Source organism: Clostridioides difficile ATCC 9689 = DSM 1296 (assembly GCF_001077535.1).
Classification (GTDB): Bacteria; Bacillota; Clostridia; order Peptostreptococcales; family Peptostreptococcaceae; genus Clostridioides; species Clostridioides difficile.
The window spans coordinates 599116-624396 of record NZ_CP011968.1; the positions used below are offsets into that span (position 1 = coordinate 599116).

15 protein-coding genes and 1 pseudogene are annotated in these 25281 nt (G+C 28.7%); 13 read left to right on the forward strand and 3 right to left on the reverse strand.

Annotation, left to right across the window (positions count from 1 at the left end):
* Window positions 1-305: 305 nt before the first annotated feature.
* The 7 genes and pseudogenes from CDIF1296T_RS03315 to CDIF1296T_RS03350 form a co-directional block, all read left to right on the forward strand.
* A complete protein-coding gene (locus CDIF1296T_RS03315; protein ID WP_009895529.1) occupies window positions 306-1358 on the forward strand; it encodes a galactitol-1-phosphate 5-dehydrogenase in 1053 nt (350 codons plus the stop codon).
* Between the two features lie 55 nt (window positions 1359-1413).
* Window positions 1414-1821: a PTS sugar transporter subunit IIA gene (locus tag CDIF1296T_RS03320; RefSeq protein ID WP_011860837.1), complete on the forward strand. Its 408-nt coding sequence runs from the start codon at window positions 1414-1416 to the stop codon at window positions 1819-1821.
* Between the two features lie 28 nt (window positions 1822-1849).
* Complete coding sequence (locus tag CDIF1296T_RS03325; RefSeq protein ID WP_009895531.1) at window positions 1850-2323, forward strand: PTS sugar transporter subunit IIB; 474 nt, start codon at window positions 1850-1852, stop codon at window positions 2321-2323.
* A gap of 46 nt (window positions 2324-2369) precedes the next feature.
* Window positions 2370-3128, forward strand: coding sequence for a PTS mannose/fructose/sorbose/N-acetylgalactosamine transporter subunit IIC (locus CDIF1296T_RS03330; RefSeq protein ID WP_003434801.1), 759 nt, complete (start codon window positions 2370-2372; stop codon window positions 3126-3128).
* A gap of 23 nt (window positions 3129-3151) precedes the next feature.
* Entirely contained in the window at window positions 3152-3991 is an 840-nt protein-coding gene (locus CDIF1296T_RS03335) for a PTS system mannose/fructose/sorbose family transporter subunit IID (RefSeq protein ID WP_009895535.1), read from the forward strand.
* 536 nt (window positions 3992-4527) lie between these two features.
* On the forward strand, window positions 4528-5667 hold the full coding sequence (locus tag CDIF1296T_RS03340; RefSeq protein ID WP_009895537.1) for a Fic family protein: 1140 nt from the start codon (window positions 4528-4530) through the stop codon (window positions 5665-5667).
* Between the two features lie 996 nt (window positions 5668-6663).
* Window positions 6664-10404 (forward strand): annotated as a pseudogene (locus tag CDIF1296T_RS03350) (cell wall-binding protein CwpV); the annotation flags it as partial.
* A 542-nt stretch (window positions 10405-10946) separates the two neighbouring features.
* Here CDIF1296T_RS03350 and CDIF1296T_RS03355 read toward each other — a convergent pair.
* Window positions 10947-12191 (reverse strand): D-alanyl-D-alanine carboxypeptidase family protein, encoded by a 1245-nt coding sequence (locus tag CDIF1296T_RS03355; protein WP_003439074.1) that lies wholly within the window; start codon window positions 12189-12191, stop codon window positions 10947-10949.
* Window positions 12192-12233: 42 nt separating this feature from the next.
* Window positions 12234-15068 carry a sigma 54-interacting transcriptional regulator gene (locus CDIF1296T_RS03360; RefSeq protein ID WP_009895548.1) on the reverse strand — a complete coding sequence of 945 codons (2835 nt, stop codon included), beginning with the start codon at window positions 15066-15068 and terminating at the stop codon, window positions 12234-12236.
* A 701-nt stretch (window positions 15069-15769) separates the two neighbouring features.
* Between CDIF1296T_RS03360 and CDIF1296T_RS03365 the strand changes: the two genes are divergently transcribed.
* The 5 genes from CDIF1296T_RS03365 (at window position 15770) to CDIF1296T_RS03385 (ending at window position 20986) form a co-directional block, all read left to right on the forward strand.
* Entirely contained in the window at window positions 15770-16531 is a 762-nt protein-coding gene (locus CDIF1296T_RS03365) for a threonine/serine exporter family protein (protein ID WP_009888325.1), read from the forward strand.
* Window positions 16532-17026, forward strand: coding sequence for a threonine/serine exporter family protein (locus tag CDIF1296T_RS03370; protein ID WP_003425056.1), 495 nt, complete (start codon window positions 16532-16534; stop codon window positions 17024-17026). It abuts the gene before it with no gap.
* A gap of 225 nt (window positions 17027-17251) precedes the next feature.
* Complete coding sequence (locus CDIF1296T_RS03375; RefSeq protein ID WP_003439078.1) at window positions 17252-18430, forward strand: CD0519/CD1768 family membrane protein; 1179 nt, start codon at window positions 17252-17254, stop codon at window positions 18428-18430.
* Between the two features lie 253 nt (window positions 18431-18683).
* A complete protein-coding gene (locus CDIF1296T_RS03380) occupies window positions 18684-20291 on the forward strand; it encodes an ATP-binding protein (protein ID WP_003439079.1) in 1608 nt (535 codons plus the stop codon).
* Window positions 20282-20986 carry a response regulator gene (locus CDIF1296T_RS03385; RefSeq protein ID WP_003439080.1) on the forward strand — a complete coding sequence of 235 codons (705 nt, stop codon included), beginning with the start codon at window positions 20282-20284 and terminating at the stop codon, window positions 20984-20986. Before CDIF1296T_RS03380 ends, CDIF1296T_RS03385 begins: the two co-directional genes overlap by 10 nt.
* Before the next feature lie 291 nt (window positions 20987-21277).
* Here the strand turns inward: CDIF1296T_RS03385 and CDIF1296T_RS03390 are convergent, their stop codons facing one another.
* Window positions 21278-21430: a hypothetical protein gene (locus CDIF1296T_RS03390; protein WP_009895551.1), complete on the reverse strand. Its 153-nt coding sequence runs from the start codon at window positions 21428-21430 to the stop codon at window positions 21278-21280.
* Between the two features lie 703 nt (window positions 21431-22133).
* On the opposite strand from CDIF1296T_RS03390, the gene CDIF1296T_RS03395 reads away from it, so the two are divergent.
* On the forward strand, window positions 22134-25232 hold the full coding sequence (locus tag CDIF1296T_RS03395; protein WP_009895553.1) for a bifunctional diguanylate cyclase/phosphodiesterase: 3099 nt from the start codon (window positions 22134-22136) through the stop codon (window positions 25230-25232).
* Window positions 25233-25281: the final 49 nt, after the last annotated feature.

Genomic DNA, 25281 nt, shown 5'->3' on the forward strand with positions numbered 1-25281 from the left:
CTTATATTTAATATTATATCACAAATAGAAGGGAAATTTCCGAACAATTTTATAAAAATAACAAAAAAAGTACATTTTATAAAACTTATAATAAGAGAACTAATATAAAATGTTAGTGTCGTTTATATTGACACACATAAGTTTTAATATAAGAAACTTTTGACACACTTTGACACACATTTAATGATAATTTTGTAAAATGCATGAATACAATGCTTACATATATTGGCATGAAAGTTGCTTTAGATATTTAACATATAAACAATAGGAATATATTCTCAAATAAAAAGTAGGGGTGGTTAATAGTGAAGTCAGTTAGATTCTATGGTATAAGAGACTTAAGAGTGGAGGATGTGGATGTACCAAAAATATTAGAAAAAGATGATGTAATAATTAAAGTAAAAGTAGCTGGAATATGTGGTTCTGATATATCAAAATATTCAAAGACAGGTCCACATATGGTTGGAGAAATTTTAGGGCATGAATTTTCTGGAGAAGTGGCACAGGTTGGTAAAGAAGTAAGGAGTTTTAAAATAGGAGATAGAGTTGCTGTTTGTCCAGCTATGCCATGTTTTGAATGTGATGAATGTAAAAAAGGCTTGTATTCAAGATGTAATAATGTAGCAATAATAGGAAATAAAGAACTTGGAGGTTGTTTTGCAGAGTATACAAAGGTGAAAGAGAGAAATTTAATAAAAATACCAGATGAGATAAGTTATGAGACTGCCGCTGCACTAGAACCAGTATGTATAGCAGGACATGGTCTTTTTAGGTCAGAAGCTAAAGTTGGAGATACTGTTGTAGTACTTGGTACAGGTCCAATAGGATTATTTTCAATACAATGGGCAAAAATATTTGGTTCTACAAAAGTAATAGCTGTGGATGTATTTGATGAGAAGTTAGACTTGGCAAAAGAGTTAGGGGCAGATATTTGTATAAATGCAAAAGAAAAGAATATTGTAGAAGAAATAAAAAGGTTAACTGATGGAGATGGAGCAGATATTGTTATTGAATCGGCTGGTACTCCACTGACATGTGGTCAAGTACTGTTGCTAGCTAAAAAGGGAGGTACAGTATTGTATGCAGGTGTACCATATGGGGATGTAGCTTTGACTAGAGAGCAATTTGAAAAGATAGTAAGAAGTGAATTAACTGTAAAGGGAATTTGGTTTGGAAACTCCTTTCCATTCCCAGGAAAAGAATGGAGTGCTGGATTGTATCATATGCAAAAGGGTGATATGAATGTTGAAAAATTAGTAACACATAGAATAAATTTAGAAGAAGTACCAGCTTATTTTGAAAAAGTATACAAAAGGGATATTTTCTTTGGTAAGATAATGATTAATATAGATAATTAGATTAGAGTACTAAATAATAATCCATATAAAAAAGGTTAAGAAAGGTATGATTCATATGGCAGGAATAATTATAGCCACACATGGAAATATGGCTAAAGCAATGTTAGAAAGTGCTGAATTAATAGTAGGCAAACAGGAAAATGTAGAAACTTTAGGATTAAACCATGGTGACAGCATAGATGAGTTTAGTAGAAAGTTAGAAGATGGAATTGAGAAATATAAGGATGAAGGGGTTTTAGTATTGCTTGATTTTTATGGCGGAACTCCATTTAATACATCTGCTATTATAATAAATAAATTTGCTAAGGTATGTGAGTTAGAATGTTTGACAGGTGTAAATTTACCTATGCTTTTAGAGTTATTTTTAAACAGAGATACTATGAAGTTAAAAGACTTGAAGAATTTATGTGAGGAAGTTGGGATATCAGGAATCAAAGATGTTAAAACTGTTTTAAAGTTGTAAAATAAATTAAAAATCTGGAGGAATAATTATGAGTAATATAGCATTAACAAGAATTGATGATAGATTAATACATGGGCAAGTTATTACTGCTTGGTGTAAGATTACATCAGCAAAAAGGATAATAATCGTGGATGATTTAGTAGTAAAGGACCCATTTATAGTTCAAGTTTTACAAATGGCAGCTCCATCAACTGTTAAGGTTGAAGTACATGATGTAGAATCAGGTGCTGAAGTCTTAAAATCACATAATGGAGATGAAAATTTAATAGTATTGGTCAAATACCCTAAAACTGTCTTAGGTTTAGTAAATAGCGGGGTAGATTTAAAGGAATTGAATGTTGGAGGTATGGGAGCAGGGCTTGGTAGAAAAAGTTTTTATAAAAATATATCTGTGTCAGATGAAGAAAAAGAAATATTTAGAGAGCTAATATCAAAAGATGTTAAATGCTTTATACAAATAGTACCAGATGCAAAGAAAATTGATGTAGGAACATTATTATAAAGAAGACTATCTTGTAAATCTTTAAAAGAAAATAGGGAGGAAGAATATGCACATTTCACTAATTCAAGCAGTATTAATAGCAATTTTTTATTATCTTTCTTGGAGTCCGTGGTTGACTTATGTTGGATTTTTTACATGGAATAGACCTCTATTGGCTGGATTTGTAACGGGAATTATATTAGGAGACCCTGTTCAAGGAGCAATTATAGGAGCAGGTATAAATATGATATATCTAGGCTTTATATCAGCAGGGGGAGCTCAGATGGGGGACCCAGCTTTTGCAGGATATGTAGGTACTGCTTTAGCTATAGCATCTAAGCTAGATGTAAGTACTGCAATGGCAATAGCTGTACCATTGGGAACTGTTGCAACTGTACTTTGGATTGGAAAGATGACAGTAAATTCTTTTTTTGCACATTGGGCTGATAGAGAGGTTCAAAAAGGGAATGTTGATAGAGTAGCATTTATAAATATAGTACCACCACAGATACTGTTATTTGCAATGAGTTTTATACCAGCATTATTAGTTGTTTATTTTGGTCCAAATGCGATAGATGGTATGTTGGAAGTAATGAATGATAATGTGTTACATGTATTTAATGTAATTGGGGCTATGTTGCCAGCACTTGGGATTGCTATGAATTTAAAATTGATTGGAAACAAGTTTACTATGCCTTTTTTCATATTAGGAATACTAATGGCTGTTTATTTTAAAGTAGATATAATAGTAATATCTGTTATTGGAGTAATACTTGCTCTTACAATTACTTCAATTAAGTACGGAAAAGATAGTGCTACATCTTAAATACATGTGAGGGGGAAAATATTATGTCAGATATAAAAAATGAAGTATCTAAGAAAACGTTAAGCAAGAAAGATGTAATAAAATCATGGTTAAGATGGTTTTTCTTTGCACAATCTAATTACAATTATGAAAGATTGCAATCAACAGCTTTTTCACATTCAATGTTGCCAGTACTTAAAAAATTATATCCAGATAAGGATGAGTTAAAACAAGAAGTGGAGACTCATCTAGCATTTTTTAACACAGAACCTATATGTGGATGTGTTATACATGGAATAACAATAGCTATGGAAGAAGAAAAAGCTAATGGAGCAGATGAAATAAGTGGAGATGGTATGAATGCTATCAAAACAGGCTTGATGGGTCCACTAGCAGGAATTGGCGATACTTTAACTCAAGGAGTTATAACTCCTATAGTGTTGGCTGTTTGTATTGGTTTAACTGAGGGAGGAGCATCAATTGCAGGACCTATATTATTTGTAATAGCTCAATATATAATAATGACTTCAATTTCTTTTGGAATGTGGACAAATGGATATAAGTATGGGAAAAAAGCTGTTGAAAGTATACTTCAAGGTGGAATAGTAAATAAGGTTATAGAAGGGGCTTCTATACTAGGTACCTTAGTCATGGGGGGACTTGTAGGTAGGTTTATTAATTTATCTACACCAATAAGTTATACTAGTGGTGATTTTAAATTTAGTCTTCAAACGGATTTACTTGATAAGATATTTCCAGGATTAATTCCTTTGGTACTTACTTTATTAGTACTCTTTGCTTTAAAAAAAGGTCTTTCTCCAATAAAAATAATGTTTATACTGATAGTAGTGGGAGCTATTACAGGTATTTTAGGACTATTTTAAATAAATATATATTGGTGTAAGTTAGGATTCTATATCTATTGATTATATTTGTAGGATGTTGGAAAATTTATATTAAAAAGTTTGGCAATTAGGGTAATTTTATAATAGATTAAATTTTAAACTTATGTAAGCTATATGTAGTATTTAATATTTTAAAAAGTATCTCAGAAAGATTTTTAATCAGAATGAGGTGCTTTTTCATTTTTATATAAAATATTAAGTAATTTCAAAAAAATATAAATTTATTTAATTTAATTAAAATATTATAACATATTAGTTACATATTAAAATATATAATCGAGATATTGTTAAGACATTGTCGAGATATTATAATATGTAACTAATGTATTATAAATAATAGTTGTAAACTTCCTGTGCCATATATTTTAAATGCTTATTCTTAAATTTTTGCATTATTTATTAAAATTTATTATGCTTTAACGCTAAATTGAGTTTGATAATTATAAAACAAATAATCAAAAATAGTGTAAAAATTAATACTTTTTGTTAATATTAATAGATAAAGATAATCTAAGGTGGTGATTAAACTGACAATAGAAGAATACAAAAACAAATACTTTACTGGAAATAAAATCGTACTTTCTATAAATAGTTTTGATAATAAAGAACTATACTATCATGAAACTGAAAATATATTAAATTTAATAAATGAAATAGATAAATTAACATCAAGTAAGATATTTAAAATAATAGAAGATAAAAATGATTTGGCACTAGAGTCTTATTATTCTAGTGTAATAGAAGGTGCTTTTTCAAATAGAAAGATTGCAAAATCTATAATTAGAGGAAAGATGAAACCTAGTAATAAAAGTGAATATATGATTTACAATAATCATAGAGCCTTAGAATATGGATTAGACAACTTAGATAAATTATATAGTCACAAATTTATATATGATTTGCATCATATATTGGGCGAAAACTGCTTGGATTCAGAAGAATATGAGTATAGAACTGAAAAAGTATATGTATGTGATTCAAAAGGTGAGATTATACATATAGGGCTTGAACCTTTGAAGATATATGACTTTATGAGTAAATTAATAGATTTTATGGAAAATAGCAAAGTAAGTAATTTAATTAAAAGTGCTATAATTCATTTTTACTTTGTATATGTTCATCCTTTTAGTGATGGTAATGGAAGAACATCAAGAGCCTTATCATATCTATATTTGATTGATAAAGGATATGATACTTTCAAGGAGTTTTCAATATCATATATGATATCTAAAAACAGAACTAAGTATTATAAGGCTATACTTGATGTAGAAAACAAAGGAAATAATTTAACTGTATTTATAGAGTTTATGCTCAAGTCTATAATACAATCTATTAATGAGATGCGTAATATGCATGATAGAAAATCTTTAGAAAGTATATTAAAAGAAGAATTGTTTGAAAATGACATAACTCTATCAGCAACAGAAGAACATATATTAAAATATATTTGCAATAAAGATAACTATTCTATGACATTAGAAAATTATATAAAAAAGAATAAAAGTAGATACTTAAAGGCTGGAATAAAGGAAATTGAATTAGTTGACCAGTTGATGGAAGTGTTTAATAATCTTGAAGGGATAGAGATTTTGTCTAAAGAAAAAAATATATATAAAGTTAATGATAAGTACTTAAAAATGCTTGATATAGACTAATTTAGATAATCTGGAGAGGGAATATATAAATAATAAGAAAAAGGCATTTTTGATTTCTGGGGCTATAAACGTAATTTCATTAATTATTGTTTTTTCATTGTTTCATTATAATATTATAGAAAATAGTACACAAAATATGATAATAACTGTAATCTTAATTTTTATTTTTGAAATGATAAAAATAAAAATCATAGAGAAATACTATAAACTATAAACAAGAAATATCTTTTCTAAGAGCATATTGTACAATATGCTCTTAATTTAGTTATATAGATTTAATATAAATAATGTATTTTTTGTAGATGATTTATGTAAGATTTATGACCAATTTGTGTATGATTTGTGTTCTTTAATCATGACAATATTATATTGTAAAAAATAAATTTAATAAAAATGACTTGGAATTTATATTCTAGGTCTTTTTTATATAAAAATTTAATAAGTTTCAAATGTTGGTAACTTTGACAGTAGAAAACGTCTATTGAGATAACGAGGATTCTAATTGAGGGGGAGATATATTAGCACTTAAAGTAGTATATGCAACAGATATAATCTTTATAAAAGTAATTCGAATTAAAATGTAAATATAAAGAATAATTAAAAAAATATCGCAATTATTTGTTTTTCATATGGATAAAATTGGTTATTTAATATATAATTACAAGTATAAATAATAAAATTTATTTGTAAAAAGAGTAGCGCTTTTAATTCTAAAGGATACTTAATATCTAATTTTAAAGAGGTTTCTAACTATAATGATTTCATAATTAATTTGTAATTATTTTGTTACATTGCAGTCATTATGTAAGGAATAAAGAAATTTTCTTATTGATTGAAAAATTTGTAAATTTATATTTTAAGGTAAGTTTGATTTTTATGTTAATGAATTGTTATAAAAAATAGGGTTTTGTATAAAAAAAGTAGCCTTTAGAATTAGAACGGGAACAAAGTTAAAAAATTAAGTAATATCAAATGGACAAGGGGGAAGAAAATAAAATGAAAATACCAAAGAAGATTGCTGCAATGCTTACAGTTACAATGATAGCTGGAAGTTCAACAGCAGGCATAGCTAGTGCACAAACTGTGGCAACAAATTTAACAGGGCAAGAAAGATATGAAACTGCTGTTAAAATAAGTCAAGATGGATGGAAAAATGCTGATGAGGTAGTAATCGTAAACGACTCATCTATAGCAGATGCTCTATCTGCAACACCATTTGCAAAAGCAAAAAATGCTCCAATACTTTTAACAAGTAAAGATAAATTAAATGATAAGACGAAAGCAGAAATACAAAGATTAAAAGCTAAAAAAGTATACTTAATAGGTGGAACTTCTGTATTAAGTACAAATATAGAAAAAGAAATAAAAGATTTAAAAATATCTTTTGAGAGAATCTCTGGAGCTGAGAGATATCAAACATCCTTAGAATTAGCAAAGAAATTAGATGCTATAAGTGATGTTAAGAAAATAGCTGTAGTTAATGGTGAAAAAGGACTTGCAGATGCTGTAAGTGTAGGAGCACCAGCTGCACAAAACAATATGCCAGTAATACTTGCTGATTCTAAAAATGGAACAGCAGTTGCAGACAAATTTATAAAAGATGCTGGAATAACTCAATCTTATGTAGTAGGTGGAGAGAGTTCAATTTCTGAAGCTGTTAAAAATAAACTACCAAATAGTACAAGACTAGGTGGAACAGATAGAAATGATACAAATGCAAAAGTAATAAAAGAATTTTATAAAAAGACAGATTTAAAAAATGCTTATGTAACTAAAGATGGTATGAATAAACAAGACCAACTTATAGATGCACTAGCAGTAGGTGTATTAGGTGCTAAAAATCAATCACCAGTAGTTTTAGTTGGAAAGAACTTATCAGCTTCACAAAAATCTCTAGTTAACTCTAAGAGTTTTGATAAGATAACTAAAGTTGGTGGGAATGGTAATGAGACAGCATTTAATGAAATGAAGTCATTACAAGAAGTAAAAACAGTTGAAGCTAAAACAATTTCTGAATTAAAATCAGCTATAGATAAAGCTACTGCTAATGATGTTATAAACTTTAAGCCAACTAGTGAGGTTAAAGAAGCATTTACAATACAAACTGATAAAGCAGTAACAGTAAACTTAAATGGTACATATACAAAGACTGTGACTATCAACATGCCTAATGGTGATGTAAATAACTATGCAAAAGTGGATGATGTAGTTATAGATGATGTAAAAGATGGAACTTTTGTTAACTACGGAAAAATAACTAACTTAAAGGTTAATGATAAAAATGGAGCCAAGATAGAAAATAATTCTAAAGGTGAGATTGGTAGTTTAACAGTAGCATCTGGAGCAAGTCAAGTAAAAGTGACTAATGGTGGTAAGATAACTACAGTTACAAATAATTCTAAAGGGACTACTATAGATAATAAAGGTACAATAAGTAGTGTTAAGGGAGATAATTCTCCAACAATAAGTGGAAATAGTCCAAGTTCTAATTCATCAGGAGGAAGTTCATCAAGTGGAGGTTCTTCAGGAGGAAGTAGTGGAGGAAGTTCTTCATCAAAGGTAGGTCAAATAAAATTTAGTGCAACAGATAAACAAATAAAAATGGCATCAGGAGATAAGACAGTAGATCCATCAGATAACACATATATACTAAAATTAACAAATGGGACAGTAAAAGATGGAGATGTAAAAGCTAATGTTAAAGTAGCAGGATTACCATCAGGACTAGATTATACAGCAGTAGGAAATAGATCAGCAAATACAATAACAATTACAGTATCAGGAACAGCAAGCCAATCAATACAAAATGATTTAAATAATGTAAGTGTGCTAGTTAAAGCAGGAGCAGTATCTGGAACAGGAGCTACAGATTCAATTGCAAATACAACATTTGAAATTAAAAAATATGTGGCGCCAGCAATAGGTCAATTAACTTTTGATGCAACAGATAAACAAATAAAAATGGCATCAGGAGATAAGACAGTAGATCCATCAGATGACACATATGTACTAACATTAACAAAAGGAACAGCAAAAGATGGAGATGTAAAGGCTAATGTTGAAGTAACAGGATTACCATCAGGGTTAGATTATACAGCAGAAGGAGATTCATCAACAAATACAATAACAATAACAGTATCAGGAACAGCAAGCCAAGCAGTACAAACTGATTTAGATAATATAAGTGTGTTAGTTAAAGCAGGAGCAGTATCTGAAACAACTGCCACAGATTCAGCAGCAAATGCAACATTTGAAGTTAAAAAATATGTGGCGCCAGCAATAGGTCAATTAACTTTTGATGCAACAGATAAACAAATAAAAATGGCATCAGGAGATAAGACAGTAGATCCATCAGATGACACATATGTACTAACATTAACAAAAGGAACAGCAAAAGATGGAGATGTAAAGGCTAATGTTGAAGTAACAGGATTACCATCAGGGTTAGATTATACAGCAGAAGGAGATTCATCAACAAATACAATAACAATAACAGTATCAGGAACAGCAAGCCAAGCAGTACAAACTGATTTAGATAATATAAGTGTGTTAGTTAAAGCAGGAGCAGTATCTGAAACAACTGCCACAGATTCAGCAGCAAATGCAACATTTGAAGTTAAAAAATATGTGGCAGCGCCAGCAGTAGGTCAATTAACTTTTGATGCAACAGATAAACAAATAAAAATGGCATCAGGAGATAAGACAGTAGACCCATCAGATGACACATATGTACTAACATTAACAAAAGGAACAGCAAAAGATGGAGATATAAAGGCTAATGTTGAAGTAACAGGATTACCATCAGGGTTAGATTATACAGCAGAAGGAGATTCATCAGCAAATACAATAACAATAACAGTATCAGGAACAGCAAGCCAAGCAGTACAAACTGATTTAGATAATGTAAGTGTGCTAGTTAAAGCAGGAGCAGTATCTGAAACAACTGCTACAGATTCAGCAGCAAATGCAACATTTGAAGTTAAAAAATATGTGGCAGCGCCAGCAGTAGGTCAATTAACTTTTGATGCAACAGATAAACAAATAAAAATGGCATCAGGAGATAAGACAGTAGACCCATCAGATGACACATATGTACTAACATTAACAAAAGGAACAGCAAAAGATGGAGATATAAAGGCTAATGTTGAAGTAACAGGATTACCATCAGGGTTAGATTATACAGCAGAAGGAGATTCATCAGCAAATACAATAACAATAACAGTATCAGGAACAGCAAGCCAAGCAGTACAAACTGATTTAGATAATGTAAGTGTGCTAGTTAAAGCAGGAGCAGTATCTGAAACAACTGCCACAGATTCAGCAGCAAATGCAACATTTGAAGTTAAAAAATATGTGGCACCAGCAATAGGTCAATTAACTTTTGATGCAACAGATAAACAAATAAAAATGGCATCAGGAGATAAGACAGTAGACCCATCAGATGACACATATGTACTAACATTAACAAAAGGAACAGCAAAAGATGGAGATATAAAGGCTAATGTTGAAGTAACAGGATTACCATCAGGGTTAGATTATACAGCAGAGGGAGATTCATCAGCAAATACAATAACAATAACAGTATCAGGAACAGCAAGCCAAGCAGTACAAACTGATTTAGATAATGTAAGTGTGCTAGTTAAAGCAGGAGCAGTATCTGAAACAACTGCTACAGATTCAGCAGCAAATGCAACATTTGAAGTTAAAAAACATGCGTCAGATCCAATATCAACAATAGGAAAAATATCTTCTGGGCTATCAAGTTTATTTAATATATTAAAATAAATAATGAAATATGAATAAAAATTAGTTTAATAAGATGTAAATTTTCTTGATGATACTAGTATTGGCTGTAGGATTTTTAAAATAATTTTTCTACAGCCTTTTAACATATAAGAATAGTATAAATCTGAAATAATGTTTGAATAAAGGTATTTAATAAGTATTTATACTAGAATTAATTAGTATAAATATAAAAATTAAGATGTTTTATTATAATTTTAAGTGTCTAAATAGAATCTATTACTTTACATCAATTAAAAACTTCACATAATTTTCATATTAATTATCAATTAAATTCATATACAAGGCTTATTATATAAACATAGAAGATAGTAAAACTAGCTTAAAAACATAATATAATACCCTATACAAAATAGTGGCAACTCTCCCTCACATCCTCAATTGTTGCCACTATTTTAATTTTTTGTAAAAAACAAAAAAACTCCACAAAGTGGAGTCTTTATAAATTTAACATACCCTTTTAATAATATGCTTTACTATGCTTTAAAACAAACAGAATTTTTAATCTCAAGTTTTTTATTTATCTTAGCAACCTTAATCTTAATCTTATCCTTCAAAGGAATACATCCTATATTACTTTCACTTTTTACATCAACACTTCCAACAAATTTACCAGAGTCATTATAATACTTTGCAACACCAACAATATCTCCCTTATGGATAGGATAATTCATATTTTTAAACACTACCTTAGGATTGATATTCTCGTTATCTGAAACAACACCATACAAATCTTTATCAACCTTAACTGTTATCTTAAAATCATCAATACCATCAACACAAGGAGTCTCTATAATATCACCCTTATGTGCTATCTTTTTAGAATGGAAATTATCTTTACCATATTTCAATAAAGTAGCAGAAGAAGAAATTCTATTTTTCTTGTTACCATCACCAAGTACAACACCTATCAATCTATGATTTCTTTCGTTTTTAGCATCTTTAGGTACCATCATAGAAAATGCAAGGCAATATCCAGCATTATCTGTATATCCTGTCTTTATTCCATCAACACCAGGTACTGAAACAAGCAGAGGATTTGTGTTATAATGTGTAAAATCCTTTTTAGTATCATTATATACTTGCATAGTGGTTATTCTTGTAACTTGATTTTCATAATGGTCGTACATATACTTTCCAAGTGTAACTATATCGTGAGCAGTTGACATATTTTCAATAGGAGGTTCTTTATGTTCTGGGTCAGTATATATAGGAAGCCCATTTGGATTAAAATAATACGTATCAATCATTCCTATTTCTTCTGCTTTCTTGTTCATCATATTTACAAAATTCTTTTCAGTTTTACCAATATGTTTAGCTATGGCTATAGCAGCATCATTTCCAGATACTAGCATTAGACCCTGCATAAGCTCTCCTAGAGATATTTCATCACCATCTTTAAGTTTACAAGTAGAACCTCCTACTGAAGCTGTAGACTTGTCTATTTTCACCATATCAGTCTCTTTAACTTGATTTTTATCAACTGCTTCTATTGCCAATAAAAAGGTCATCATTTTACTTAAACTCGCTAATGGCATTTTTTCATCAATGTTTTTTTCAAATAATATTCTTTTAGTTTCCTGGTCTATAAGTAGTGCTGCTCTTGAAGAATTTGGTACTGGTGGAGTATCTGCAAATGCAAATACAGGAGTTATAAATATAAAAATTAATGCAAGTATTGTTAACTGTTTTATTTTTCCTTTCAAAATCTCGTCCTCCATTTCATATATTAATTAATATGCACAAAATAAGTGCTATAAATTTTATTTATTTAGATACTCATTAATCATGTCTATTATATAAGCAATTTCTTCGTCTGGTATCAAAATATTAAAATAAGCTTCTGTTGGCTTAAAGGCTTCACGTATTAAACTATATAGTTCATGATTTTTACTAATTAATTCAGTAATGTTATTATATGGAAAAGTTGTATTTTTAAAACATCTTTCTATCATAAAAGAGCAATGTAGTATATATCCTAGCTTAAATTTGCTCTTTAAGTTTTCATCTATTAATTCTATTATTGTAAATAAGGAAGAATTGACATAGTTGAACAATTTAACAGAGTCCAAAAGCTCTAAGTTTTGGGTCATAAAGTTTATTATTAAACTGTTGTATGATAGATTTGTTTCTTTTATATTTGTAATACTATTGGCATTGAATGTACCTTCTATTATTTTGTTTAGCATATCTAGGCCATATCCATTTAGTAGTTCCTCTATGTGTATAAAAGGGGTGTTGGCTACATTAAAATCTACACTTCCAACAACTGCCAGAATTTTAGTATTACTAAATTTATTCTTATACATTTTAAAACTTTCTATATTATGAGGAACTAAATTAATATTGTATTTACTAATATTTTTAAGTGAAGAATTTATAAAGTCTGCTACTTTCATAGCTGAACCATATCCTGTTATACAAGTAGTTATTATTACATACTCTCTTGACTTTTCAGGATAGTTTATTTCTGTTAAATCGATTGCTGCTCGTCCAATATATGGATTTAAAGAGCTTAAGGAATTAGCTAATTCATCCAAAGTCATTTCTGGTAGTGTACTTTTTCTTACTGCTTCTAAAACTATTGGAGTAGATACCATTTCAATTGAGCGAGTTTTGATTTTTGTTTTTTCTGAAATAAGTTCTCCAAAAGCTATAAGAGAGCCCATATCTGTTAAAAGAAGTACACCCTTACCTTCGTCACATTCTTTTACCAACTCTATAGTTTTATCAAGTATGGTACTTACTTTTACATCAAGAGGCATGTCAATTGCATTACAATGGTTTGTACCAAGCAATGAATTTGCTACATCACACATACTGCTTGCTGTTGAATTTCCATGAGCAAGTATTATGACTCCTATACTTTCAGATTGATTGTTTGGTTCAAGATACATGCTATTTAGAAACATGGATATAAATTTTACTTCATCTTTAGGTAAAGATGTTTGTAAGTCATTTTCAATTATACTTAAAACTATTTTAGCTATATTTAAATCTTTATCTAAGAAAATTTTATCATTATATAAATTGTACTTAGGATTATATGTGTCTTGATTTATATTTTCTATAAGTGCACTTATATGCATTGAAAGAGCAATATAAGTTTGTTTTGTGTATTTGTTTCTCGATATTTTTTCAGCCTCTTTTAAAGAATGTTCAACAGCATAGTAAATCTTTGGATTGATTACTTTAAAAATCTCATTACTTGTATAATCAGAATGAGTTACTGAAGATATCGAAAGTAATTTTGTAGAGTACTTTTCCATGTAATTTATAAACATACTCCTTATATCATTTTCCAGATAAGGAATCTCTGTAGAGTATTTAAATCCATTGTTTGATGTATCTATATTGTATTTAGATAGTTCTTTTGTATATTCAACTTCTAAGTTATTACCATTAAATTCATAAAAAAGCATATAATCAAGTTCTGATAATTTATTTAGATTACTACGATTTTCATTCAATTTTAAAAGACCAATATAGATGTAATCAGGAACAAGGGATAAATCTATTTCTATATTATCCTTAAGTCCAGTTTTGTAATTTAAGAAGGCTCTTGCACTCATAAGTTGTATGTCAGATTTAAGCTGACCTATATTACCAAAACAATCATAAAGGAGTAATGATTTAATTACATCTTTGTGAACTTTTATAGTTGCATTGGTGTATTTTGATTCTATAATAAAGAAGTATTTAATAAGAGATAATCTTTCTTTTAAAGACCTATCCTGTAAAGCAGGTAGGTTGATTGTAACAGGGATTCTTCTTAAAAAAGTCCCAAGCAGAGAAGAATGTATATCTTCTGTTGTGGCACACACAATAAAGACATTAGCTTTGTGCACAATGTCAGATTCTCCTAATCGTCTGTATATGCCTTTGTCCATCAAAAGAAAAAGCATCTCTTGACCTTCTGGTGGTAATCTGTGTATTTCATCTAAGAATAATATGCCTCCATCAGCCTGTGCAACTATGCCGAATTTATCCTTATTAGCACCAGTAAAAGAACCTTTGACATAACCAAATAAATTACTTAATAATAAGTTAGCATTTTCTGCATATTCAGCACAGTTAAATACTACGAATTTGCTTTCAGAAGAAAAGATTTTACTTTCTACAGCATATTTGTACATTGTTTCGGCAAATGTACTTTTTCCAACACCAGTAGGTCCTATGAGTAACGTATTAAGACCTTTTGGAGGATAGAGTATAGCAGATTTAGCTTTTTCTATAGGTAGTTTAAGACTAGAATCATGTCCAAGTAATGTTGAAAAAATATCTTCTGAGTCATTTTTACTTGATTTAAGTAGCTCATTACAATTATTTATAGAAAATTCATCACTGTTCAAAGTACGGCCAATTAAATTTTCTATAATACTAGCATGTAGAAATAAAATTGGCTTACTAGATATTTTCAGAACTTTTTTTTCATTGTATAGGTTATTTAATTCTTTACTGGTATTACTTCTATCAAGAGATGAATGGTTAGCAATTTCTATTGTAGTGAATCCTGTTTTATCTGATTGAAGGTCTTTTAAAGTCATATTTTCACATAATTTATGTAGAGATAATAGAACTTTATCTTTTCTTAGCATATACCGTTTCCTTTCTTTATGTTTAAACTATATTTAAGCTACATTAAATATATTATAATATATATTCGGTATTAAAATAAGGTTTATAGTGGATATTTTGTATTTTACTTTTTAATATGTTGTTTTGTGTAATAGATGGTGTTAAAATAAGAGTTGCATTATATTAAGTATGGATTTTTATAGATTAAATTAGAGTATTATGTTGTTAAATAACTAAATTTAAGTTTTTTAATATACTTAAGTCTATGTAATATCATTTATTAATATATGGTTGGTATAGATGAAGATATATGAAAAAACTGATAAGGTCAAGAATAATTTATATATACACAGTTAATACATATATACATTTACAAATTATATTTTGTATCATAAAAATAATGTTTTATATTGTACATATATAAATATAAAGTTACTATAAGCTAAATACTCAAGAGAAAGAATTAAAAGAGATATAATTTTATTTGTAGTAAAAAGTTATACAATTTAGAAGGTTATATAAATGGTTGAAAGTGTTTGTCAAATATTAATTCAGCCATTTTATGGTGTAAACAAGCTTAAAATTTGATTTTGACAAGCATAAAAAACAAGTTTTTTCATAAAATGTAAATATTGGATATGAATTATTTAAAATAGTTTAAATAAATAATATCTTGTATTAAAATATGAATAATACTATAAAAGAATGGGAGATATGTTTTGTGGATATAGATAGAATTTTAAACTTTTCCTCAAATGCAGGTAAAGCTATGTTGCAAAGTGGAGGAGAAACCTATAGAGTTGAAGAAACGATAGCTAGAATATGTCAATCTTTTGGAATAGACCACGTAGATGTATTTGCAACTCCAACAGCTGTAATGGCATCTGTATTTGTAGATGGGAAATTACATTCAGCAATTAAAAGAATAAGCTCAAGAAGAGTAGACCTAAACTTGGTTCATGAAGTTAACTCATTATCAAGAGCAATAAGTATAAATAATTTAGATATTGAATTATGTGAGAAAATTTTAGATGAAATAAGTGAAGATAACTATTACTCGGATTTAATAACAATATTTTTTGCAGGTATTGCAGCAGCAACTTTTTCGATATTATTTGGAGGAAATGTGGAAGAATTTATAGCTGCATTTACTGTTGGGATTCTGACTAAGTTTGTTATTATGTATTTAAGTAAATCTTCCCTTAATGACTTTTTTGTAAATGCAATTGGAGCAGTTATTATAGCTTCTTGTTCAATTTTAATTTTAAAGCTCGGATTCATAAAGACGTTAGACCATTTAATAGCAGGAGCAATAATGCTCTTAGTTCCCGGGCTTGCTTTGACTAATGCATTAAGAGATTTGTTAGATGGACAGTTGATTTCTGGTCTTGCAAAATTAGCAGAAGTATTTTTTGTAGGTGTATCTATAGCAGTAGGAATGTTCTTGGTACTTGGATTGTACTTCAAGTTAGGGGGGATATAAGTGCATTTGTTTATAGAAGTAATAGCAGCTTTTTTTACTGCCTTAAGCTTTGGAGTGCTATTTAATATGAAAGGAAAAAACTTAATACTAGCAGGAATAGGTGGAAGTATAGCTTGGTTTTCGTATAAATTTCTTTTAAATATGGGAGTAACAGAAAACTTATGTTTTTTTATAGCTACAGTTTGTTTTGCGATATACTGTGAGTTATGTGCAAGAATTTATATGACTCCAGCAACTACATTAAGTGTTTGCTGTTTAATAATATTAGTACCAGGTTATGGAATATATAATACTATGTATTCTGTTTTGACCAATAATTATATAAAAGCTGTAGAATATGGGGTGAGTACATTATCGTGTGCAAGTTCAATTGCATTAGGATTGGTATTTATAACTACTGTATTTAGAAAAGTCAACTTATATGGAGTACTTACAAAGATAAAAGAAAATGAAAAATATAAAAAGAGTATAAATAAAATTAAACAACAAAAATAGAAAAAATTGACTTTTAAACAAAAGGATGATAATATAATAACATAAAATAGAATAAGAGTATCCAAATTAAAGAGGATATTCTTATTCTATAAACGTAATTTTTTTTTATTTCAAAAAACTGACAACTTGCATTACGAGTGTAAGTTTTAGAACTCAGTTTGTACCAAAAAATTTGTACCAATGTTAGGAACCTTAATTTAAAATTAAAAGGGGGAAGATTTCAAGATGGAAAAGCTGTCGGATAAGAGAAGAGTCAAGGCAGTAAGTATGGAAACCTTCGTATTTATTGTACTATTGGCGGTAGGATTTGGATATGTAGGAAGCATCATGGGTGCAGGAATGATGTTTAAAGTAATAATGAGTACAGCACATGCGCTTTTATTAGACACAGTATTTTTAATAATGGCTATGGCAGTTCTTGCAGGTGCACTTAGTGCATTGCTTTCAGAGTTTGGAGTAATATCTTTAGTTAATAAGATATTTAAGGGTCTTATGAGACCTATATGGGGCTTACCTGGTGCTAGTATAGCAGGAGTAGTTGCAACATATTTATCTGATAATCCAGCTATTATACCATTTGCTAAAGACAAAACATTTACACAATATTTTAAGAAGTATCAAGTACCTGCTTTATGTAATTTAGGAACAGCCTTTGGTATGGGACTTATTGTAACAACTTTTATGATAGCTCAAGGTAAAGAATATGTACTACCAGCTATAATAGGTAATGTTGCGGCAATAATAGGTAGTATTATTAGTGTTAGAATTATGTTGACTTTTACTAAAAAGTATTATAATTATGACCCTAAAAATGATACTGAAAAGCAAATAAATGATAAAGGTGCAAAACTTGAAGAGTTTAGAGAAATAAGAGATGGTAATGTATTCCAAAGAACATTGGATGCTATACTTGAAGGTGGTAAGTTAGGTGTTGAAATGGGTATGGCTATAATACCAGGAGTTTTAGTAGTTTGTACATTAGTTATGTTATTAACTTTTGGACCATCTACAGACCCTGCTACAGGTCAAGCTGTTTACACAGGAGCTGCATATGAAGGTATAAAATTATTACCTGCTATTGGTGATAAGATTAGCTTCATAATAGAACCATTATTTGGATTCACATCACCAGAGGCAATAGCATTCCCTGTAACTGCATTAGGAGCTGTTGGAGCAGCAATATCTTTAGTACCAGAGTTTATAAAATCAGGCGCTATAACTCCTAATGATATAGCAGTATTCACAGCAATGGGTATGTGTTGGAGTGGATATTTAAGTACACACATAGGTATGATGGATGCTTTAGATGCAAGACCATTGGCTGGTAAAGCGATACTTTCGCATACTATAGGTGGTTTATGTGCAGGTATATGTGCCCACTTTATATTTATGCTTGTTGGATAGAAATGTTTTATAATTGAAGTATTATAATTTATGAAATTGAATAAAACTATTGATTTAAGTATGTAAAAACTAAATTAGTAATTTAAATATATAGGTGCTGTTTTGAAATAGAGATTTATTTTCATTTTAAGACAGCACCTTTTAGTAATTTAAGTACATTAATTAAATGTATTGATTGAATTTATTATGATAAAATTGTATTATATAAAATAGAGCCAATTTAAACAGTAACAATAAGGAGGAATTGTAGTAAATGAAAAAGGAACGACTACAACATGAAGACTTAAAAGAGTATGATTATGATGAAGATGGCTATCTCAGTAAAAAGATAATTATTAAGGACTTCATAAAAACTATATTGGTTATGACAATTGCTACTGGAATATCAGTAGTTTTTGAAAAGGTAGGTTTTAATGAATCTAATATTATACTAGTATACATATTAGGTGTACTATTTGCTACAAGTATAACCTATGGATATTTTTTTGGAATACTTTCTTCAGTAATAGGAGTGCTATCATTTAATTTTTTCTTTACGCATCCATTATATACTTTTTTAGCTTATAGAAAAGATTATCCTATGACCTTTTGTATTATGCTAATGGCAGCAATTATAACAAGTACTTTAACTTCTAGGATAAAAAGAGAAGTGAGACTTTCTCATAAGAGAGAAAAAATGATAAGATTGCTCTATGAGAATAACAAAACGTTGCTTAAAGCAAAAAATAAAAATCAAATTATTGAATTTTGTGGGTCTAATTTAGTAAATATATTAAATAGAACTGTAATAGTGACTATTGCAGATGAGAATAATAATCTAGGTAAGCCAAGTATTTATATTTGTAACAATGATGGAAGTGAGAATATATTCCATTCAGTATTAGAAAAGGAAGCTATAAAAGAAGCTTTTAGGACAGGTAATCCAGTTGGAATTGGGACAAAATATTGTAAAAACAGCAGTGCATATTATTTCCCTATAAAAGGTCAAGAATCAAATGTTCTTGGTGTTATAGGTGTTGCGTGTTTTAAGATAGATATTATTACAGAAAATGAAAAGATACTATTAGAAGCAGTTTCAACACAGGTTGCGTTGGCAATTGATAGAGAAAATTTATTTGAGAAAAATAAAAAAGCAAATCTTGAGGCAGAGAGAGAGAGATTAAGAGGAAACTTGCTTAGGTCAATTTCTCATGATTTAAGAACTCCACTTACAAGTATATTGGGTTCATCTTCAACAATACTTGAAAATGATGATGTGATAGATAAAGAAACTAGAGTAGAATTATTGAAAAATATATATGAAGATACGAGTTGGCTAACTCATTCTGTTGAGAATATACTTAGTATGACCAGAATAGATGAAGGAAAATTGGATATTGAAAAACGACCAGAGGTTGTTGATGAAATAATAGCTGAATCTATATTAAGAGTCAAAAAGTTTGCCAATAGTAGAGACATAAAAACAAATATTCCAGATGAGATAATAATCGTTCATGTGGATGTATTATTAATAGAACAAGTGTTAGTAAATCTAATTGATAATGCTATAAGGCATACACCTAAAAATTCTAAGATAGAACTAACTGTAAAAAAAGAGTCAAATCAAGTACTATTTGAAGTTGCAGATAATGGAAAAGGAATACCAAATGAAGATATCGGGAATATTTTTAATAGGTTTTATACTAAGAATAAGTCTAGAAATCTTGAAAGAAGAGGTATTGGTCTTGGATTGGAGATATGTAAATCTATAGTAGAAGCTCATGGTGGAGAAATTGTCGCCTTTAATAATCCTTCTGGAGGAGCTACATTTAGATTTAGCATACCTATGTATGATGAGGAGGGGAAAGACAAGTGGAAATAAAGCCATTAGTTCTAATTGTAGAAGATGATAAGCCAATTTGTAAATTTATAAAAGTATCTCTTGAAACTCAAAATTATAGGTGTGTAGAGACAGATAATGGAGGAACAGCTATATCACTTATACATTCTCTTGACCCAGATTTGATAATTTTGGATTTAGGACTACCAGATATTGATGGGATTGAGGTAATAGGACGAGTTAGGGCATGTGCAAAGACTAATAAAATAATTGTTGTTTCAGCGAGAGAGCATGAGAGGGATAAGGTGGAAGCTTTAGATGGAGGAGCAGACGATTATTTAACTAAACCTTTTAGTGTAACAGAGCTTTTGGCTAGAGTACGTGTGGCTCTTAGAAATAAAGCTCAACAGGATAATATAAATAATGATGCTCCAAAGTCTTTTGAAGTTAAAAACCTAAAGATAGATTATGAAAATCATATTGTGTCAATTAATGGTGAAGAAATACATTTAACTCCAATCGAATATAAGATTATTGAGTTGATGTCTAAGTATTCAGGAAGAGTCTTAACCCATAAGTTTATAATAGATAAAGTTTGGGGAAATTACTATGAAAGTGAGAATCAGTCGCTTAGAGTTTTTATGGCAAGTATAAGAAGGAAAATTGAAAAGAATCCTGCTCAGCCAGAATATATTTTGACTGAGGTTGGGGTAGGTTACCGTATGGCGGATGAATAGATACTAAATGATTAGTTGCTGAGTGATTACTAAATGAATATGAGTAATAATCAGATAGAAATTATTTGTTATGTAAGAAAATCTAAGTATTTTAAATCGAATACAAATAGCTATGTATATTTTACAATGAAATGGATAGAGAGTTAGTCTATCTAATCTTGAATTTACATAGCTATTTTATTTTTTTAAGAGAATACAAAGTGGATGATGTATTTCTGTAATAGAAAAAGTATCTAATTTTAGACTAATTACTTATGTAATATTAACTTGTAAAGTTAGGATTTGCCTATTTCATTTTTTCTTAGTTTTGACTTGTCTTACAGCTATCATTGTAGTTGCAAAAAAACTCAATGTTGCACCAGAAAAAGCTGAGGAATGCCCCATAAATCCAGCAATACAAAAACATATTCCCACTACAAACAACAAGAAACTAAATATTTTCATAACTATTCTCCCATTAAAATTTAATTTATTAAGCATATTTTATCATATATTAATAATAAAATCCTCAGTTTTGATGACGTGGAAAAGTATATCATATTTTATGCTTTATTATGTCTTCTTCGTTGATTACTTATTAGACCACACTTTTTAAAGTGTGCTAAGTGTTGTTTTGCAACAAACTCTTAATAACTATATGCTAATAAGTGTAAGGGAAGTAAGTAGAATTGTTAAATATAGCATCTATATGGATAATATCAATTTAACATTTTTTTTGATATAAAAAAATTGCCCTTTTTGTCTTTTTATATCAGCCTTTGTGATATTATATAATATATCAAAGTAACAATCTAAATAATTTATTATTGAAGAAATTTTAATATATAATAGTTTTATATTTTTAAATGAATGAAGTATTATCCTCATATATGATTGGAATACTTAATTGAGGTGGAGATTTGTCATTTATATGAGAATTAATTGTAAATACATAATAAGATAGTTAATTATAAATATATTAAATTAAGTATTACAAAACTCTATTGTACGATTGACACAATAATAATTCTATTTACTAAAAAATAGAACCTCATTAAGGTACTATTTTAAAACATAAAGAAGTATAATATCATTGCCAAATATATAGCAAAATTTTAAAAGCTTTAAAAATTCAATCTGGAAAATGAATAAAAGGAGATATATATAAATGGATGTAATAAATTTAATAGATGAGTTGGATGAAATTGTATATGTTTCTTCTTTAGATACATATGAACTTTTATATATTAATGAAATTGGGAAAAAGGCAATGGGACTTAATGATATATCCCATTTAAAATGTTATAAAGCATTACAGGGGAAAGATTCTCCCTGCGAATTTTGTACAAACTCTATTTTAAAAGAAGATGAATATTACATATGGGAAAATACGAATACTCGAACAAATAGACATTTTATATTAAAGGACAAGTTAATTAAATGGGAGGGCAAACATGCACGATTAGAAATAGCTCTTGATATTACAGAAAAGGAAGATATAAGTAAGTCAATAGCAGAAAAATTAGAGATAAAGGAGTTATTAGTTGGATGTATTAAACATCTTATAACAGAATCTAATTTTTCTGATGCTGTAAATCTTGTATTAACCAATATTGGTAAATTTCATAAAGCTGATAGAGCATATGTTTTTGAAGTATCAGAAGATAGAACAAAAGTAACTAATACATATGAATGGTGCAATGAAGGTGTTGATGAACAAAAACAGGCACTAACAAATCTTGATATTAATGAATTAAAGAATTGGTTTTTATTATTCGAACAAAAAGGTTTTGTAATAATTGATGATATAGAAAATATAAAAGAAGAACAGCCAATAGAATATGAAATTTTAAAACCTCAAAAAATTGAAAGTTTAATGACATCTTCACTAAAACAAGATGATAAAGTAGTAGGGTTTATTGGAGTTGATAATCCACATAAAGCTGTTGGAGATACCTCTCTTTTGACATCCCTATCTTATTTTTTATTAACTGAGATGAAAAAAAGAAAAGTAGAAAATAAATTAAATTATATGAGCTACTATGACTTCTTGACTGGTGCATATAATAGAAATAAATATATTAAGTATATAGATAATTTTCAAAAAGGAAAAGTTAAATCCATAGGAGTTGTATTTGTAGATATAAATGGGTTAAAAGATATTAATGATAACTTTGGACATGCTAATGGCGATTCTGCTATTGTGTCAGCATGTGTAATAATAAAAAAATACTTTCATTCTTATAATGTTTACCGTATTGGAGGAGATGAGTTTGTTGTATTATGTGAAGATATATCAAAACAACTATTTGAAGAATTAGTGAGTTGGTTAAGTGAAGAATTTAAGGATGAGATGATATATAGTGTAGCAGTGGGCAGTATTTGGAGTGACGATAATATTGATATACATAAGCTAATTAAAGTTGCTGATGAGAGAATGTACCAAGATAAGAAGAGGTATTATAATAAGAACAAACTTAGAAATAATGAAATGAAAGTAATTAGTGACTTAGCTGATTCGACGAATAATATTTTATTTAAACATAAAGAGTTAGTTGATAAGGTTTATTTTGATGATTTAATGATAAAAGGGTATTCTAAAGCTTATGAAAAATTAGCTTATAATACATATGATATAATTTTATCTATTTGCATTGATACGAATTTAATTACTCCAATTTATCAATCAGAGAGCAATATTTTTAGTTTTCCTATAAAGGAAAATCTTGAAAAAACTTTTTCATACATAAAAAAATATTTAATTCATCCTGATGATATAATATTATTTAATGATAACCACCTTCTAAAATCTCTTGATAGTCTTAATAATAGCAAGCAAGACGATTTAGAACTAAATTTTGAGTATAGACGTTTAGGAATAGATAAAAAGTACTATTGGGCATTAATTTATATGTTAAAGATTAGTAGTAAAAATAAGTTAGGTGAGAAACAAACACATATTTTAGTTGCTATAAAAAATATAGATTATCTTATGCAACTACATAAAAACCAAAAAGATACATTAACAGGACTATACAATTATGAAAGTTTTTGTGAACAAATAAGTTTAATGCTTAAAAGATATCCTGACAAGCGTTATGCAATTATAATGATGGATATAGATAAGTTCAAGGTAATTAATGACATTTATGGAGTTAGAGGAGGAGATAAAGCTTTAATATATGTTGCAGAGTTGATTCAAAAAAACATTGGTTCTAATGGTATATGTTGTCGTATGTATGCAGATGTATTTTGCATTTTTTATGAGAGTTACTCTGATAGAGATATTCATAAGGTAATTTATAAGATTAAAAATAGCTTAAATAGAAAAAAATTTGAATATATGTTAGTACCATGTTTTGGGGTTTATAGAATTTTGGATAATCATATTCCAATTACAAATGCGTGTGAAATGGCAGGATATGCTCACAAAAAAGTAAAGAAACAAAGTATCAATAACTATATATTTTATGATGATACTATAAGAAATGATGCACTTGAAGAAAAACAGATGGAAAGGGAAATGGAATACGCACTTGAAAATGGGCAATTCCATGTATATTTACAACCTAAGTATAATCTTAATGCAAATAAAATTGTTGGTGCAGAAGCATTGGTTAGATGGGTTCATCCAGAAAAAGGTATAATACCTCCAATTAAATTTATTTCACTATTTGAGAAGAATGGGTTTATTATCAGATTAGATATGTATGTATGGGAACAAGTATGTTCTTTGATTAGAAAATGGATAGATTTAGGTGAAGAGCCAGTTCCTATCTCTGTAAATGTATCAAGATTACATTTGCATAATCCACATTTTAAAGAAATTGTTTTAAGTTTAATAAATAAATATAGTATACCAAAATCTTTTTTAGAATTAGAGCTTACAGAAAGTTTATTTATTAAAAATATAAAATTATTTACTAAGATAATAGCCGACCTTAGAATGGATGGTATTGTTTTAAATATGGATGACTTTGGTTCAGCATATTCTTCATTAAATATGTTAAAAAATATTAATATTGATACATTAAAGATAGATTGTGGTTTCTTTAATGAGGAAGGAATCACAGACAGAGAAAAAATAGTTTTAAAGCACACTATAGCCATGGCAAAAGATTTAGATATGGATGTAGTGGCAGAAGGTGTAGAGACAAAAGAACAAGCTGAATTTTTAGTGAGTTTAGATTGTGTGGTAATTCAAGGTTATTATTATTGTAAGCCTATTCCAAGTGCTGATTTTGAGAAGTTACTTTATCAAAAATAAGCTAATTATTCCATTCTAAATGCAGATAGGATGGAGTAGTTCAAAATAA

Coding starts and splice junctions, on each gene's coding strand:
- CDIF1296T_RS03360 (WP_009895548.1), bottom strand. CDS start 15,068: ATGCTAAGAAAAGATAAAGTTCTATTATCTCTACATAAATTATGTGAA.
- CDIF1296T_RS03325 (WP_009895531.1), top strand. CDS start 1,850: ATGAGTAATATAGCATTAACAAGAATTGATGATAGATTAATACATGGG.
- CDIF1296T_RS03320 (WP_011860837.1), top strand. CDS start 1,414: ATGGCAGGAATAATTATAGCCACACATGGAAATATGGCTAAAGCAATG.
- CDIF1296T_RS03380 (WP_003439079.1), top strand. CDS start 18,684: ATGAAAAAGGAACGACTACAACATGAAGACTTAAAAGAGTATGATTAT.
- CDIF1296T_RS03390 (WP_009895551.1), bottom strand. CDS start 21,430: ATGAAAATATTTAGTTTCTTGTTGTTTGTAGTGGGAATATGTTTTTGT.
- CDIF1296T_RS03375 (WP_003439078.1), top strand. CDS start 17,252: ATGGAAAAGCTGTCGGATAAGAGAAGAGTCAAGGCAGTAAGTATGGAA.
- CDIF1296T_RS03395 (WP_009895553.1), top strand. CDS start 22,134: ATGGATGTAATAAATTTAATAGATGAGTTGGATGAAATTGTATATGTT.
- CDIF1296T_RS03335 (WP_009895535.1), top strand. CDS start 3,152: ATGTCAGATATAAAAAATGAAGTATCTAAGAAAACGTTAAGCAAGAAA.
- CDIF1296T_RS03330 (WP_003434801.1), top strand. CDS start 2,370: ATGCACATTTCACTAATTCAAGCAGTATTAATAGCAATTTTTTATTAT.
- CDIF1296T_RS03355 (WP_003439074.1), bottom strand. CDS start 12,191: ATGGAGGACGAGATTTTGAAAGGAAAAATAAAACAGTTAACAATACTT.